Origin of the sequence: Dactylosporangium sp. CA-152071 (assembly GCF_050936335.1) — a bacterium.
GTDB classification, from domain to species: Bacteria; Actinomycetota; Actinomycetes; order Mycobacteriales; family Micromonosporaceae; genus Dactylosporangium; species Dactylosporangium maewongense.
Genome location: NZ_JBNJMZ010000001.1, coordinates 3,317,708 through 3,332,825, shown reverse-complemented (window position 1 = coordinate 3,332,825; position 15,118 = coordinate 3,317,708). Strand labels below are relative to the sequence as shown.

The window sequence follows — 15,118 nt, the reverse complement described above, 5'->3', positions numbered from 1 at the left end:
GCCTTCCGGGCGGCGGATGTGACAGGAGGACGGGTGACCGCTACCGCGATCGACTCCGGGCTGTTCCGCCGTGTCCTGCGCCGCCACGCGGCCGCGGTGGTCGTCGTCACCGCGCCGGGCTCCCCGCCGACCGGTTTCACGGCGACGTCCTTCACGTCCGTCTCGCTGGACCCGCCGCTGGTCTCCTTCTGCGTCGCCAAGGCCGCCTCGGCGTGGCCGATCGTCCGCGGCGCCGGCCTGGTCGGCGTGCACGTCCTCACCGCCGGGCAGGAGCCCGTGGCCCGCACGTTCGCCGCCAGGGGTGCCGACCGCTACGCGACGTACGCCGCGGCCGGCGGCACCTGGACCTCAGGCCCCGACGGCGTCCCCCTGCTGGACGGCGTGCTGGCGGTCCTCATCTGCGAGGTCGTCAACCACGTCGAGGCCGGTGACCACGTGATCGTCGTGGCGTCCCCGGTCCACGCCGCCCACCACTCCGACGCCACCGCGACGCCGCTCGTGTACCACGACGGCAGCTACCTGGCCCTCGACCGCTGACCCGCGGCCCGGTCGCCCGCCTGACCTCACCCTTCCGACCCGGCCGGCCGGCTACGGGGCGGACCAGACCTCGGTGGCGACGCGGCGGAAGTTGCCGCCCAGGACGGCGGTCACGGCATCCGCCGGGTAACCCCTCGCCTCCAGGGCCGCCTCGACCTGGAGCAGGCCCTCCGGCGGCATGAGCTCGATCGGCCCCCATCGCGTGTAGCTCTCCGGGAACAGCTCCGGGTTGGTCGTCATCTCCTGGACGAGGTCCTCGTGATCGAACGCGAAGTCGCTCGCGACGCCGACGTGGTCGGGTCCCACCAGCTCCACGGCGTAGTCGATGTGCCGGACGAGCGCTTCGACGGAGGCGTCGTTCGGTCCGAGGAAGATCCCGACGCCGGTGATGCCGATGACCCCGCCGGTCGCGGCGCACGCCCTGGCCTGCTCGTCGGTCACGTTGCGGGGGTGGTCCCACACGGCCCGCATTGACGAGTGGCTGTACACCATCGGCCGCTGCGTCACCTCCGCCAGGTCGAGGCCCGTCCGGATGCTGCAGTGCGACCCGTCCACGACCATGCCGACGGCGTTCATCTCCCGGACGAGGTCGCGGCCGTACGCGGTCAGCCCCTCGTCCACCTCGTCGAGGCAGCCCGACCCGGCCGCGTTGCGCAGGTTGTAGGTCGGCAGCATGGTCCGCACGCCCAGGTCGAAGAACTCCCGGACGCGCCCGAGATCCCCTTCGAGCGGCCCCGAGTCCTCCAGGTCGAACGCGACGGCGATCCCACCGTCCCGGTGCACCCGGTCGATGTCGGCGACCGACTCGCCCAGCACCATCTCCTCCTCGAGTGCCACCCCGGCCCGGAACGCCGCAAGGAACGTGCGGACCTCGTCGGCGCTGTGCGGTGCGTACCCGACGTTGACCGACGCGAACGTCCCGCCCGGCCTCCGGTAGCGCCGCAGGTCGCTGACCCGTGCCCGCACCGACAGCGGCAGGCAGGTGTGCTGCTCCCACAGCAGCCGATCAACCGTCATACGGGCACGCTACCTGCATGTCTTGGCCGCCGCCGAGGGGCGTGGTTACGCTCGCCGGGTGAAGCGTGCCCTCGTGGTCGGCAACAGTGACGGGATCGGACTCGCGCTCACGCGGCGCCTCGTCGCCGAGGGGTGGAGCGTCACCGGCGTGTCACGCAGCCCGCGGGACGGCGTCGTGCAGCACGTCGTGGACGTCACCGCGGACGAGTTCCCCGTGGTGCTCGCCGGGATCGGCCCGGTGGACCTGTGCGTGTACGCGGCCGGCGTCGGCGAGATGTTCGACCCCGCGGACCTCGCGGCGCAGACGAGGGCGCTCCAGGTGAACCTGATCGGCGCGGCCCGGACCGTCGAGGCGGTCGTGCCGGGCATGCTCGCCGCCGGGCGCGGCCACGTCATCGGGCTGTCGAGCCTCGCCGACGTGCTCATCTCCGCCGACGCGCCCGGGTATGCCGCCTCGAAGGCCGGCCTGACCTCCTACCTGCTCGGCCTGTCGGCGGCGCTGCGCCCGCGCGGCGTGGCGGTCACCGCGGTCAGGTTCGGGTTCGTCGACACGAAGATGGCCAAGGGTGCCGCGAAGCCGATGCTGGTCAGCGTCGACCGTGCGGTGGACGTGCTCATGCAGGCCGTTCGCACCCGCCGGCCCGTGGTGTCCTACCCGAGAAGGATGTCCGTCGCCGCCCGGGCCCTGCGGATGATCACGCGGAGCACCCTGAAGCGGTGACCGTGCCGCACCGCCCGTGACGGCGCCGCGCGGTGGCGTCAGGGGGTGCGGGTCCGGGCGTCGAGGTCCGCCTCGTGGTGGACGGCGTCTTCGAGGCGGCGGCGCAGGTCGTACACCTGCCGCAGGACGAACCGGAGCGGCAGTCCCGGCTCGATCTCGGTGCGGCCGCCGTGCCCGGCCTCGTCGACCAGCCGCTCGGCGACGCGGTCCAGCGCCCGTTCGCCCTCGAACAGCAGCCGGAACGCCTGTTCCCTCGTCTCCGGCGGCTCTACGGCCGCGTGCAGGCCGGTCCACTCGTCGTCGAGCCAGCGGTCCACGACGCCGGTGAGGACGAGGACGGCGTTGGTGCGGTCGGCGGGGTCGGTCGCGGCGCTGACGTGCGCGTCGAAGCGGGACCGCAGTCCGGCGACGCCCCACCCGGCGGCGAGGACGCCGCGCGCCGCCCAGCGGACCGTCCCCGTCGAGCCCGACCACGTCTCCCACGCCGGGCTCCACAGCGCCAGGTCGAACGCGTCCCGGCCGGCGGCGCCGAGCAGCGCCAGGCCGAGGAGCAGCCCGCCGTTGCAGTCGGTCGAGGCGCCGGTCGTCCCCCAGTCGAGGAGCCGCCGCGCCCACGACGGGTCGCCGGTCTTCACGGCGAGGGCGGGCAGCAGCTCGGGGAACAGCCCGCGGCCCTCGTGCCGGCGCAGCTCCGCGGCCACGTCGATGCCGTCGCACCTGAGGTGGAGGAGGCCGAGCACCGCGCTGCACTGCGCGTCCCAGTCCCCGTGCAGCGCGTGGTCCCAGAGGATGAGGGTCGCCGGCTCGTGGCCGAACCAGCCGACCACGTGCAGCACCTCGGGGTTGCGGTCGTGCACGGGGAGCAGCGCCGCCGCGGTGGAGCGGTCGCCGTGGCACGCGAGCACCGGCAGCAGCGCGCCGCGCGCCTCGGGGTCGTCGAGGAAGCAGGGCAGCAGCGCCGCGGCGTCGTGGGCGTCGCCGGCCCGCCTGATCGCCCGCGCCGCGGCGTGGACCCAGACGTCGTGCCGGCCGGCCGCCCCGCGCTCGTGACGGCGGATCAGTTCCCGGGTGAGGTCCAGCATCGCCCGCCGACTCTAGTACCCCGGGGCGGGCACGACCGGGCCGCGCGGTCGCGCGGGCCCGGCCCGGTCATGGTCATGCCAGAGCCCGCCAGGGTGGAGGCCATGCCCGCTCGGCCAGGGTGGAGGTCATGCCACGGCTGGCCGGGTGGTGGTCATGCCGGCCGGTGGCGGCATGCCGAGGCTTCGCCGGTGGCGGCATGCCGCTGCCTCGCCGGTGGCGGTCAGGCCAGGGCCTCGACCAGCTCCTTGCAGAACGCGGGCAGGTCGTCGGGCTTGCGGCTGCTGATGAGCGGGCCGTCCACGACGACCTCCTCGTCGACCCACGTGGCGCCGGCGTTGCGGAAGTCGGTCTGCATCGACGGCCACGACGTCACGCGGCGGCCGCCGACGCCGCCGGCCTCGATGAGGACCCAGCCACCGTGGCAGATCACGGCGACGGGCTTGCCCGAGGCGACGAAGTCCTTCACGAGGTCGACGGCGGGCCGCTGCCAGCGCAACAGATCACCGTTGCCGACGCCGCCGGGTAGGACGAGGGCGGCGTAGTCGTCGGCGCGGGCGTCGGCCGCGGTCACGTCGACGTCGAACGCGTCGGCCTTGTCCAGGTGGTGGTATGCCTGCACCCGGCCCGGCTCGGGCGAGACCAGGCGCGGCGTGTGACCCGCGTGTTCGACGGCCTTCCACGGCTCCGTGAGCTCGACCTGCTCGATGCCCTCCTTGGCAACCAGAAATGCGACATTCATCGTCGATGTCCTCCTTCTGTGTCGCGTTCCCCTGTTGCCTACCCGCTGCGCGACCACCCAAGCGTGTGACGGCTCACCCGTGGCGCCGGACGCCGCTATCCTCGAACCGAGACGTCGAGGAGGGTCGATGGCCAAGGCGACGGTGACCGCGGCGTCACGCCCTTCCGGCAGTTCCCGGCCGTCACACCCTTCCGGCAGCTCCCAGCTGCCGGAGCTCAAGGCGTCGTGGTGGGAGTCGCACAGCGTGGCCCTGGCCAGTGTGCGGTTCAGCGCGATGGCGCGGCGTCTTCCGGCGGTCCTCCGGCAGGCGGTCACGATCGCGTGGCAGGCCAGCCGCCGCGACACCGTGGCCGCGCTGGCGTTCAACCTGCTCGCCGGGGTCGCGACCGCGTTCGGGCTGCTCGCGACGCGAGGGGTCCTGCAGGCGCTGTTCGCCGCGGGTCCGACCCTGGACCGGGTCCGGGCGGCGGTGCCGTCGCTGGTCGTCGTCGCCGCCGCGACCTTCGTGCGGAGCGGACTGTCGATCATCGCCGGCTGGGCGCAGGCGCGCCTCGAGCCGCAGGTGCTCACGACCGCGGAGCGGCGGCTGTTCGAGCTGACGACGCAGGTCAAGCTGGCCGCGTTCGACGACGCCGGGTTCTCCGACGAGATGGAACGCGCCCGCAACCGCGGGTCGCTCGCGGTGCAGTTCCTGACCCGCGGCGCGATCGACCTCACCGCCGGCCTCGCCGGGCTCGCCGCGACCGCGGTCACCCTCGCGCTGCTGCACCCCGTGCTGCTCGGCGCGCTGCTGCTGGCCAGCGTCCCGGCCGCGTGGGCGGCGGTGCGGGCGGCCCGCCTCGCCTACCTCAGCAACCACGCGCGCACCAGCCGCCGGCGCCGGCTGTGGATGCTGTCCGACCTGATGGCGAACCGGGCCACGGCCGCGGAGCTGCGCGCGTTCACGATGCGGCCGTTCCTCCTGCGCGAGTACGACATCATGGCCGGCGCGGAGACGAGGACGGAGCTGGAGGTCGTCCGGCGCCAGACGATGACCCGGCTCGTCGGCGGCGTGTTCTCCGGCGTCGCGACGTTCGGGGTGTACGTGGCGCTCGGCGCGCTCCTCGTCGACCACCGGCTGCCGCTCGCCGCGGCCGGCACCGCGGTGCTCGCGCTGCAGGCGGCCCGCAACGCGCTCGCGCTCGCCGTCACCAACGTCAACCGCGTCTACGAGGAAGGGCTGTACTTCAACGACTACACCGACTTCCTGGCCCGCGCCGGCGAGCGGATGCCGCCCGTGACCAGGGAGGCGACCGTGCGGGCGCCGGCGAGCATCGAGGTCCGCGACGCCACCCTGCACTACGCGGAGACCGACGCGCCCGCGGTCCTCGGCGCGAACCTGACCGTCCACCGCGGACAGACGATCGCGCTCGTCGGGGAGAACGGCTCCGGCAAGACCAGCCTCGCGCGGCTCATCGCCGGGCTGTACCACCCGGACAGCGGCACCGTGTCGTGGGACGGCACGCCGCTGTCCACCGTGGACCCCGAGGACGCGTGGCGGCACGTGGCGATGGTCAGCCAGGAGTACTGGCACTGGCCGTTCACCGCGGAACGCAACATCCTGCTCGGCACGAACGACGGCCCGCGCGATGGCACGAACGACGGCCCGCGCGATGGCACGCACGACGGCCCGCGCGACGGCACGCACGACGGCACAAACGACGAGCCGCGCGAGAACACGCACGACGGGCTGGTCGAGGCCGCCGCGCGCAAGGCCGGCGCCCACGACATGATCGCCGGGCTGCCGGCCGGCTACGACACGCTGCTGTCGCGCAACTTCGCCGGTGGCCAGGACCTGTCCGGCGGCCAGTGGCAGCGCCTCGCCGCCGCGCGGGCGTTCTACCGCGACGCGCCGGTGCTCATCTGCGACGAGCCGTCCGCGGCGCTGGACGCGAGGGCCGAGCACGCGCTGTTCGCGGCGCTGCGGGCCGGCGCGCCCGACCGGATCACGGTGCTCATCACGCACCGCCTCGCCAACGTCCGCCACGCCGACCACATCTACGTCCTGCACGAGGGGCGCGTCGTCGAGCACGGCGCCCACCTCGACCTGCTCGCCGCCGGCGGCACGTACGCGGAGCTGTTCGCATTGCAGGCGACGGGGTACACGGCCGCTTGATACCTTCGCGGCGTGATCGAGGTGCATGCCCGCAGGGCCACCGCGGCCGACGCCGGCGAGCTGGTCCGGCTGCGGATGGTGATGTTCCAGGCGATGGACGGTATGGTGCTCGAGCCGGGGGACTGGGCCGAGCAGACCGCCAGCTCGTTGCGCCGGCGGCTGCCCGGCGACGACGCGCGGACCGCGGCGTTCGTGGTCGACCGGCCCGGCGAACCGGGACGGCTGGCGGCGTGCGCGGTCGGCGTCATCGACGAGCGGCTCGGCTCCCCGTCGAACCCGACCGGCCTGAGCGGCTACGTCTTCAACGTCTCCACCGACGACGGGTACCGGCGCCGCGGCTTCTCCAAGGCGTGCGTGGCGGCCCTGCTCGGCTGGTTCCGGGACAACGGGGTCGTCCGGGCGCAGCTGCACGCCTCCGAGGAGGGCTACGACCTCTACCGCGGGTTCGGCTTCCGCGATGTGGACCACCCGTCGATGGTGATCGCCCTCTGACCGGTCAGGCGGCGGGGCGGCCGGTGCGGGCGGCGTCGAGGGCGGACTGCAGCGAGCGCCGGTAGCCGTCGCTGGTGTAGGTGGCGCCCGAGACCGTGTCGAGGTCGGCGCTCTGCCGTTCGAGGGACTGCTCACGCAGTACCGGTGCCGCGCGCATGCCGATCTCGATCCCGCGGGCCGCGGCCGTCGGGAGGCGCACCGTGACCACATCGACGAGGCGGCCGCCGCGGACGTCGGCGCGGACCTGGACGGGCCCGAACGGGTTGGTGAAGACCGCGCCGAGGTGGGAGCCGTCCATCATCCGGGACGGGTCCACGACACGGACACCCGGCGCGGGCTGGGAGGCGACGGCCGGGGCGTGGGCCGTGGAAGGGCCGGACGGGTGGGTGGCGGCGGCCGGCGGGACCGCGGCCGGGAGCTGGGACTTCACCGCGACCAGGAGCGCGGTGAGCACGCCGGTGCCGAGGACGGCTATGCCGATGCGTCGCATCAGAACTCGAACGGGTCGAGGTGGATCTGGCGGGCCGGCACCCCGGCCCGGCGCAGCGCCACCACGGACGCGTCGACGAGACCGGCCGACCCGCACAGGTACACGTCGCGGCGGGTCAGGTCCGGCACCAGTTCGAGCAGCCCGCGCGGGCTGAACGCGCGCCGCGGGCCGGGGTCGTCGCGGCCGCCGGTGACGTACCAGACCTGCGCGTCGCGCGCCTCGGCGAGCAGCGACAGCTCCTCCCGGAAGACCAGCTCGCCGGCGTTGCGCGCCCGGTACAGCACGACCGTCCGCGGCGGGAGCTCCTCCAGCAGCGCCCTGATCGGGCCGATGCCGCTGCCACCGGCGATGAGCAGCGCACGGGCCTGCCGGCGGCGGTCGGCGGTGAAGTCGCCGCTGGGGCCCTCCACGAAGACGCGCGTGCCGGGGCGCAGCCGGCGCAGGCCGGCGGTGTGGTCGCCGACGACCTTCACGGTCAGCCGCAGCCAGTCGTCGTTCGGAGCCGCCGACATCGAGAACGGGTGCGCCTGCCACCAGTTGCGGTCGTCGAGGAACCGCCAGCGGAAGAAATGGCCGGCGCGGACCCGCAGCTCCGGCAGCCGGTCGCCGCCGATGTAGATGGAGATCATGTCGGGGCCTTCGAGCACGACGGACCGCACCCGGAAGCGGTGCCGCAGGTTCATCCGTACGGGAGCGAACAACCGACCCCAGAGGACCGCGCCGACGACCGCGCACCACAGCGCCAGCGAGAAGGCGCGCGAGAAGCCGGGCGCCGACATCTCCTGCCCGACCGCGAACTGGTGCCCGACCGAGAGCACCAGCACCAGGTAGGACGTGAGGTGCAGCAGGTGCCAGACCTCGTAGGACATGCGGCGCCGCAGCAGCGGCAGCGCCAGGACCGCGAGCGCCACGAGCAGCCCGGTGCCGACGAACGCGCCGAGCATCCCGGTGTACTTGTCGACCGTGAGCAACCGGACGACCTCGCGGGCGGGCCCGACGCGTTCGAGCTTCGCGTACCCCAGGACGGTGAACGCGGCGTGGGCGAGCACCGCGGCCACGACGAACACGCCGAGGTCGCGGTGCCAGTGCAGCAGGTCCCGGGCGCCCAGCCAGCGGTCCAGCCAGGCGACCCGGGACATCAGCAGCACCTGCACCAGCAGGACGTAGCCCGCGACGAGCCCGGTGATCCGCCCCACCGCCGTCAGCGACGTCGCCGGGTCGCGCAGGAACCCGGCGGGCGTGTTCCACCACCACGGCAGCAGCGTCGCCACCAGCCCCAGCCAGAACGCGGCGATCGTCACCGCCCGCCACGCGTCGACGGAGCGCCGGCGCCGGTACGGCCGGCGGAACTCACGCGGGATGACCGCCCCTGGAACTGGCTCTCGTAGTGCCCCTTGAATGTCCACCGGGGACGGTCTTACCAACCGCGCGGGCCGGCGGCCAAACCCTTCAGGTGCTTTTAAAGCGGCCCTAATCCAAGGGCCGTCCACACTGGACTCAGTCCAGAACGGACAGCCGGTAGAAGCGCCAGAAGTCGTGCTCGATCGGCAGCACCGTGCACGACAGGCCGGCCTGCGCCGCCCACCGGGCCACCGTCGGCGCGCGCAGCGCGGTCCCGGCCGCCTCCACCGGATCCTCCGCCATCGTCGCCGGCAGGCAGTGCAGGACGCTGAACGCGTACTGCAGCCGCTCGACCTCACCCGCCGGCGCGGTGAACTCGTCGGCCACCCGCTCGTCGGCGACGAGCACCGCTCCGCCCGGCGCGAGCAGGCCCCGCACGGTCCGCAGCGCCCCGGCCGGGTCGCCCATGTCGTGCAGCGCCTCGAAGATCGTGACGAGGGCGTAGTCGCCCGCCGCGGCCGTCGCGTCCTGCCGCAGGAACGACACCCGGTCCGCGAGCCCCGCGTCGGCCGCGGCCCGCCGGGCCGCCGCGATCGACGCCTCGTCCAGGTCGATGCCGGTGACCGCGGCCCGCGGGAACGCCTCGGCGAGCGCGAGCGTCGACGCGCCGGCGCCGCACCCGAGGTCCAGCACCCCGGCCGCGGGCGCCTGCGCCAGCCGCTGCACCACGTCGGGCAGCGCCGGCAGCCACTCCTGCGCGAGGCTGTGCCGGAAGCCGGGCAGGTTCATCGCCGCGATGCCGTCACGGGTGAACGGGCCGTAGTCGGCGTACGGGACGCCGTCGCCGGTCCGGTACGCCTCGGCCAGCGCCGGCACCGCCTGCGCCACCCCGGCGAACACGGTCACGAGCCCGACCCCGGACGCGGGATGCGCCGGGTCCAGCAGCACGTCGGCGGCGCCGTCCGGCAGCCGGAACGTCCGGTCCGCAAGCGACGTGCACTCCAGGTACCCGGCCGCGGCCTGCTGCTCCAGCCACTCGCGGGCGTACCGCTCGGCGATCCCGGCCTGCTTGGCGAGGACCGCGTCGGTGGCGCCGGGATGCTCGTGCAGCACCTGGTACAACCCGAGTTGGATGCCCAGGTGCACGCTGAACAGCTCGGTGCCGGCCAGCAGCTGCGCGAGGAGGCGCTCGGTCAGGTTCGGGCTCTCGGTGTCAGTCATGCCCTCAAGGCTGAGCCCTCCGGCTGTCGAACCGCGTACAACCGGAGTACGTGAACTGTACGAGACCCGTGAACCATTCCTGGAAGGTGACTGCATGACGCCGGGCGCCGACTACCGCCTCCGGTCGTGAGCCTGCGCATCGGAGTCCTCGGACCGCTGGAGGTCACCGTCGACGGCCGCCCCGTCGACATCGCCGGCGGGCGGCAGCGTGCCGTGCTCGCCGCGCTGGTCCTGAGCCGCCCCGCGGTCCTCGGCGTCGACCGGCTCGGCGCGCTCGTCGTGCCCGGCGCGACCGGCCCCGACGCCCGCAACGCCGCCCAGACGTACGTCGCCAGGCTGCGCCGGTCGCTCGGCGCGGCGGCGGGGCACCTGAGGACGAGGCCGCCCGGGTACGTCCTGCACGTCCCTTCCGGCGGCGTCGACGCGGAGGAGTTCGTGGCGCTGACGGCGCCGCGGCCGGGGGAGCCGGCCGTCGACGCGCTCGTCCGGCTCGACACGGCGCTCGGGCTGTGGCGGGGCGCGGCGTACGCGGAGTTCCCCGATCTCGCCAGGGCCGAGGCCGCCCGCCTCACGCAGCTGCGCCGCGACGCCGAGGAGACCCGCGTCGAGCTGCTCGCCGGCCTCGGGCGCACCGCGGAGGCCGTCGCCGCCGCGTCCGCGCTCGTCGCCGCCGACCCGGGCCGCGACCGGGCGGTGCGGGCGCTCGCGTCGGCGCTGGCCGAGGCGGGCCGGACCGCCGAGGCCCTCGACGCGGTGCGGGCGCACCGGGACTGGCTGCGGGACGAGACCGGCCTCGACCCGTCGGCGGCGGTGCTCGCCCTGCAGCGCCGGCTCCTGAGCGACCGGGCTTCCCCCGTACCGACGCAGAGAACGCCGGCGCGGAGGACCGCCGGGCTCATCGGGCGGGACGCCGACCTCGGCGCCGTCGCCGCGCTCGTCGAGGCCGGCGCCGGTGGGATCGTGACGCTGGTCGGGCCCGGCGGGGTCGGCAAGACCAGCCTCGCGCGGGCGTGCGGGCCGGCGTGGTGGGTCGACCTGGCCGCGGTCGGCGACCCCGCCGCCGTCGCGCCGGCGGTCGCCGCGGCCGCCGGGCTCGTCGTCGAGGGGCGGCTCGCCGACGCCCTCGCCGCGTGGGCGCGCGGCGCCGAAGGGCTCCTGGTCGTCGACAACTGCGAGCATCTCGTCGACGCCGTCCACGACGTCCTCGTCGGACTGTCGCTTGAGGACTGCCCGGCCCTTCGGGTCCTGACGACCAGCCGGGAGCGCATCGGGCTGCCGGGCGAGCGCGTGTACGTCGTCGACCCGCTCACCGCCCCCGACGCGGTGCGGCTGTTCACGGCGCGCGCGTCCGCCGCCGACCCGGGCTTCGCGGCGTTGACGGACCCGGGGTTCGCGGCGCGGGTCGGCGCGCTGTGCGAGGCGCTCGACCGGCTGCCGCTGGCGATCGAGCTGGCGGCGGCCCGCGCCGGCACGCTCACCGTCGACGACCTGAGCCGGCGGCTCGACGCGCGGCTGGTCCTGCTGGACGCGGGCCCGCGCGGCCGGCCGGCGCGGCACCAGACGCTGCGGGCGGTCGTCGACTGGTCGTGGCGGCTGCTCGGCGAGCAGGAGCGGATCGCGTTCGCGCGGCTGCACGTGTTCGCCGCCGGGATCGACCTCGACGCGGCGGAGGCCGTCATCGGCTACGGTTCGCTGTCGGCCGGCTCGGTCGCCCACGTCGTCGCGATGCTCGCCGAGCGGTCGCTGCTGACCCGGCCCGGCAGCGCGGGCGTCGGGCGGTACCGGATGCTGGCGAGCCTGCGCGTCTACGCCGCCGAACTGCTCGACCCGGCCGCCGACCGGGAGCTGCGGCTGCGGCACGCCACCCACTTCGCCGGCCTCCTCGAGGCGGCCGACCGGGGTCTTTCGGGCCCGGACGAGGCCGCGTGGGTGGCGGTCGTCGAGGGCGCGCTGGACGACGCCCGGCAGGCGTGGCGCTGGTCGCGCGCGCACGCGCCGGCGCTCGCGGCCCGGATCGCCGGGGCGGTCGCGTTCGTCGGGTTCTGGCACCTGCGGGCCGACCTGCTCGCCTGGTCGACGCTGACGCTGCCGCTGAGCGCCGCCCGGCAGGCGCCCGGGGTGCTGACCGGCGCGGCGTACGCCGCCTGGCTCGACGGCGACTTCACCACCGCCGCGCGGATCGCCCGCGAGGCCCTCGACGCGGGCCACGGCGGCGCCGCGGACCTGCTCGGCGACATCGCCCTCATCCAGGGCGACCTCGACGGGGCCAGCACGCAGTACGAGCGGGCGGTCGCCGTGCTTCCCGCGGGCGGTGCGGCGCAGGCGATCGCGGCGGCCAACCTCGCGCTGCCGCTGGCGTACCGGCAGGACCCGGCCGCGCTTCCCGCCGCCGAGGCGGGTCTCGCGGCAGCCCGCGCCACCGGCAACCCGTCCGCGACGGCGTTCGCGCTCTTCGCCCTCGCCGAGGCCCACGGCGACGGCAACCCCGCGGCCGCGATCGCCGCGCTCGACGAGTCGCTGCGGCTCGCGACGGCGGTCGGCGGCCGGTTCGTCATGGGCGTCGCCCGCACGGCCATGGTCGCGCTGCGCGGCCGCCACGGGCCGCCGGAGCCGGCGCTCGCCCTGTTCGCCGGCGCGATCAGGCACTGGCGGACGACCGGCGGCCGGCCGTTGCTGATCATCGCGCTGCGCAATCTGGTGGTGTTGTTCGCGCGTACGGGCCGCGACGTGCCCGCGGTCGAGCTCGCCGGGGCGCTGGACGTGCCGTCGGGGGTGTACGGCGCGGAGGCCTCCCGGCTCGCCCAGGCGCTCGCGGCGGTGCGGCTCCGGCTGCCGGCGGACACCGCGGAGGATGCGTGGCAGCGGGGGCGCCTGCGGACCGCGGACGAGGCCGCCGCGGAAGCCCTGCGCCACCTGCCCGCCTGAGACAGTGGCGGCCGCCACCGGGAAGGAACCGGTGGCGGCCGCGGGGACCGTGGAACGCGGGTCAGCCCTTCTTGACGCCCTTGCCGCTGCGGAACAGCTTGACCATGCCGGCGAAGAAGCGCTCCATCTCGGAGCCGAAGGGGTTGTCGCTGACGACGTAGGTCCAGGTGGCGCTGGGGCGGACGAGGCCGGCGTCGGCGGGCTCCCAGTCGGGGCCGTCGATCTCCAGCTCCTCGAACTCCTTGACGGTGCGGTCGTCGATCTCGGCGAGCAGGCCCCGGAAGGCGGGGATCGCCTCGCGGTGGAACTCGTCGAGCGGGTCCTGGGCGCCGAGGACGCGCAGGTGGATGCCCTCGCGGAGCTCGCTCATGTCGGCGAGGTGCTCCGACCAGGCGGAGTCGGCGTGGAAGAGGGCGATCGTGCGGGCGATGTGGAGCACCGCCTCCTCGCCCAGCTCCTCGGCCAGCTCGTTGTAGCGGTCGGGGGCGCGCTCGGCGAGGAGCTCGCCGGCGGCATCGGTCGTGAGGAGCTCCTCGCGGCGCTTCGCGTGCAGCTGGCGGTGCTGGTCCAGCAGGTAGTTGTAGCGCCAGGTGTTGCGGTGGATCTCCAGGTTGACGGTCTCCGCGACGCGCTGGGCGGAGCCGATCGCCCAGCGGACGTCCTCGTCGTCGATGGCGCCCTCGGCGTCGGCCTTGCCCATCGGCATGGGCTCGGGGCCGTAGCGCTCGATCAGCTCGTCCTCGAGGCTCACGAAGAACATGGACTCGCCGGGGTCGCCCTGGCGGCCGGCGCGGCCACGGAGCTGGTCGTCGATGCGGCGGCTGTCGTTGCGGGCGGTGCCGATGACGAAGAGGCCGCCGAGGCCCTCGACCCGCTCGCGGTCCTTCTCGTCGCTGCCGCCGAGGCGGATGTCGACGCCGCGGCCGGTCATCTGGGTGGAGACGGTGACGGCGTTGAACGAGCCGGCCTCCGCGACGATGCCGGCCTCCTTCTCGTCGTTCTTGGCGTTGAGCACGACGCACTCGACGCCTTCCTCGGCGAGGGTGGCGGCGAGCTGCTCGGACTCCGCGACGCTGAGCGTGCCGACGAGCACGGGACGGCCGGTGGCGTGCATCGCGACGATCTCGTTGACGACGGCGATGTCGCGCTCCTCGGCGGAGGCGTAGACGCGGTCGGGCCAGTCCTTGCGGACGTTGGGCAGGTGCGGCGGGATGACCGCGACCTCCAGCTTGTAGAACTCGCGGAGCTGGTCGCCGACGGGCAGGGCCGTGCCCGTCATGCCGCAGATCTTCTTGTACTGCGTGAGGAACGCCTGGACGGTGATGGTCTGCAGGACGGTGCCGCCACCGCTGCTGCGGATCTTCTCCTTGGCCTCGACGGCGGCCTGGAGGCCGTCGGGCCAGCGCCGCCGCTGGGCGACCCGGCCGCGGAACTCGTCGATGAGCTCGACCTTCTCGTCGCGGACGATGTAGTCGACGTCGCGGACCAGCAGCGCCTCGGCGTGCAGCGCCAGGTTGACGGCGGTGAGCGAGTCCATGTGCTCGGCGGCGTAGAGGTCCAGGTCGAGCAGCGCCTCGACCTTCGCCAGGCCGGACGTTGAAAGATGCACGGTGCGGCCCTCGTCGACGACCTCGTAGTCGTGGTCGCGGCGCAGTCCGCTGACGATCTCGGCGATCGCGACCGGCGAGTCCTTCTCGTCGATGGTCGAGCCGGCCAGGACCAGCGGGACCTTGGCCTCGTCGATGAGGATCGAGTCGGCCTCGTCGATGATGACGGTGCCGAACTCGCGGTGCACCCGGTCTTCGGTGTCGGTCACGATGCTGTCGCGGAGCAGGTCGAAGCCGGCCTCGCTGACGGAGACGTACGTGATGTCGCACGCATACGCCGCCCGGCGCTCCTCGGGGGTCGAGGACTCGTTGACCCAGCCGACGGTCAGGTCGAGCAGCTCGTAGACCGGGCGCATCCACTCGGCGTCGCGGCGGGCGAGGTAGTCGTTGACCGTGATGACGTGGACCGGGCCCTGTGCGGCATAGCCGGCGGCGGCGATCGCGGCGGTCAGGGTCTTGCCCTCACCGGTGGCCATCTCGACGACATGTCCGGCCAGGAGCACCTGGGCGCCGAGCAGCTGCACGTCATAGGGGCGCTCGTCGAGGGCGCGCTTCGCGGCCTCCCGGCCGAGGGCGCACGCCTCGACGAAGTCCTGCGGGTCCTCCCGCTGGTGCAGCGCCGTGGCGGCGGCGCGGAGCTCGTCGTCGGTGAGCTCGGACAGCTCGGCCTCGCGCTCCTCGATCTCCGGCAGGAGTGCCCGCATCGGCTCGAGGTCGATCGTGGTGCCGGGCTGCTCCTGCAGCTTGCGACGCCACGCGTTGAATTTGCTCACCAAACCCATGGCCCCCA

12 protein-coding genes are annotated in these 15,118 nt (G+C 74.5%); 5 read left to right on the top strand and 7 right to left on the bottom strand.

The features are described 5' to 3' along the window. Positions 1 to 33 precede the first annotated feature (33 nt). Positions 34 to 537, top strand: a complete 504-nt coding sequence (locus ACQEVZ_RS14835) for a flavin reductase family protein (RefSeq protein WP_344502693.1) — start codon at positions 34 to 36, stop codon at positions 535 to 537. 51 nt (positions 538 to 588) lie between these two features. Here ACQEVZ_RS14835 and ACQEVZ_RS14830 read toward each other — a convergent pair whose 3' ends face one another. Beyond that, on the bottom strand, positions 589 to 1,554 hold the full coding sequence (locus tag ACQEVZ_RS14830; RefSeq protein WP_344502691.1) for a dipeptidase: 966 nt from the start codon (positions 1,552 to 1,554) through the stop codon (positions 589 to 591). Between the two features lie 58 nt (positions 1,555 to 1,612). Here ACQEVZ_RS14830 and ACQEVZ_RS14825 point away from each other — a divergent pair, with 58 nt between their 5' ends. Continuing rightward, on the top strand, positions 1,613 to 2,275 hold the full coding sequence (locus tag ACQEVZ_RS14825; protein ID WP_433366584.1) for an SDR family NAD(P)-dependent oxidoreductase: 663 nt from the start codon (positions 1,613 to 1,615) through the stop codon (positions 2,273 to 2,275). Between the two features lie 38 nt (positions 2,276 to 2,313). Here the strand turns inward: ACQEVZ_RS14825 and ACQEVZ_RS14820 are convergent, their stop codons facing one another. After that, positions 2,314 to 3,357, bottom strand: a complete 1,044-nt coding sequence (locus ACQEVZ_RS14820; protein ID WP_433366581.1) for a hypothetical protein — start codon at positions 3,355 to 3,357, stop codon at positions 2,314 to 2,316. Positions 3,358 to 3,578: 221 nt separating this feature from the next. Then, the gene (locus tag ACQEVZ_RS14815) at positions 3,579 to 4,097 is read right to left on the bottom strand and encodes a type 1 glutamine amidotransferase domain-containing protein (RefSeq protein WP_360565227.1); all 519 of its coding nucleotides are present in this window, start codon (positions 4,095 to 4,097) and stop codon (positions 3,579 to 3,581) included. A 127-nt stretch (positions 4,098 to 4,224) separates the two neighbouring features. Here ACQEVZ_RS14815 and ACQEVZ_RS14810 point away from each other — a divergent pair, with 127 nt between their 5' ends. Together ACQEVZ_RS14810 and ACQEVZ_RS14805 are read left to right on the top strand one after the other, a co-directional pair. Continuing rightward, complete coding sequence (locus ACQEVZ_RS14810; protein ID WP_433366577.1) at positions 4,225 to 6,252, top strand: ABC transporter ATP-binding protein; 2,028 nt, start codon at positions 4,225 to 4,227, stop codon at positions 6,250 to 6,252. Positions 6,253 to 6,264: 12 nt separating this feature from the next. Further along, the gene (locus ACQEVZ_RS14805) at positions 6,265 to 6,744 is read left to right on the top strand and encodes a GNAT family N-acetyltransferase (RefSeq protein WP_433366574.1); all 480 of its coding nucleotides are present in this window, start codon (positions 6,265 to 6,267) and stop codon (positions 6,742 to 6,744) included. Between the two features lie 4 nt (positions 6,745 to 6,748). Here ACQEVZ_RS14805 and ACQEVZ_RS14800 read toward each other — a convergent pair whose 3' ends face one another. The 3 genes from ACQEVZ_RS14800 to ACQEVZ_RS14790 form a co-directional block, all read right to left on the bottom strand. Next, positions 6,749 to 7,234: an FMN-binding protein gene (locus tag ACQEVZ_RS14800; protein ID WP_433366571.1), complete on the bottom strand. Its 486-nt coding sequence runs from the start codon at positions 7,232 to 7,234 to the stop codon at positions 6,749 to 6,751. After that, positions 7,234 to 8,640 (bottom strand): ferredoxin reductase family protein, encoded by a 1,407-nt coding sequence (locus tag ACQEVZ_RS14795; protein WP_433366568.1) that lies wholly within the window; start codon positions 8,638 to 8,640, stop codon positions 7,234 to 7,236. The genes ACQEVZ_RS14800 and ACQEVZ_RS14795 overlap by 1 nt, the downstream gene beginning before the upstream one ends. Before the next feature lie 91 nt (positions 8,641 to 8,731). Continuing rightward, complete coding sequence (locus tag ACQEVZ_RS14790) at positions 8,732 to 9,796, bottom strand: class I SAM-dependent methyltransferase (protein ID WP_433366565.1); 1,065 nt, start codon at positions 9,794 to 9,796, stop codon at positions 8,732 to 8,734. Between the two features lie 126 nt (positions 9,797 to 9,922). Between ACQEVZ_RS14790 and ACQEVZ_RS14785 the strand changes: the two genes are divergently transcribed. Next, positions 9,923 to 12,721, top strand: a complete 2,799-nt coding sequence (locus tag ACQEVZ_RS14785) for an ATP-binding protein (RefSeq protein ID WP_433366562.1) — start codon at positions 9,923 to 9,925, stop codon at positions 12,719 to 12,721. 61 nt (positions 12,722 to 12,782) lie between these two features. Here ACQEVZ_RS14785 and secA2 read toward each other — a convergent pair whose 3' ends face one another. Beyond that, entirely contained in the window at positions 12,783 to 15,110 is a 2,328-nt protein-coding gene (gene secA2 / locus ACQEVZ_RS14780; protein WP_433366559.1) for an accessory Sec system translocase SecA2, read from the bottom strand. Positions 15,111 to 15,118 lie beyond the last annotated feature (8 nt).

Bases quoted from the DNA above. Each gene is read 5' to 3' on its own strand.
- ACQEVZ_RS14830 (WP_344502691.1), bottom strand. From the start codon at position 1,554: ATGACGGTTGATCGGCTGCTGTGGGAGCAGCACACCTGCCTGCCGCTG.
- ACQEVZ_RS14820 (WP_433366581.1), bottom strand. From the start codon at position 3,357: ATGCTGGACCTCACCCGGGAACTGATCCGCCGTCACGAGCGCGGGGCG.
- ACQEVZ_RS14815 (WP_360565227.1), bottom strand. From the start codon at position 4,097: ATGAATGTCGCATTTCTGGTTGCCAAGGAGGGCATCGAGCAGGTCGAG.
- ACQEVZ_RS14810 (WP_433366577.1), top strand. From the start codon at position 4,225: ATGGCCAAGGCGACGGTGACCGCGGCGTCACGCCCTTCCGGCAGTTCC.
- ACQEVZ_RS14800 (WP_433366571.1), bottom strand. From the start codon at position 7,234: ATGCGACGCATCGGCATAGCCGTCCTCGGCACCGGCGTGCTCACCGCG.
- ACQEVZ_RS14790 (WP_433366565.1), bottom strand. From the start codon at position 9,796: ATGACTGACACCGAGAGCCCGAACCTGACCGAGCGCCTCCTCGCGCAG.
- secA2 (WP_433366559.1), bottom strand. From the start codon at position 15,110: ATGGGTTTGGTGAGCAAATTCAACGCGTGGCGTCGCAAGCTGCAGGAG.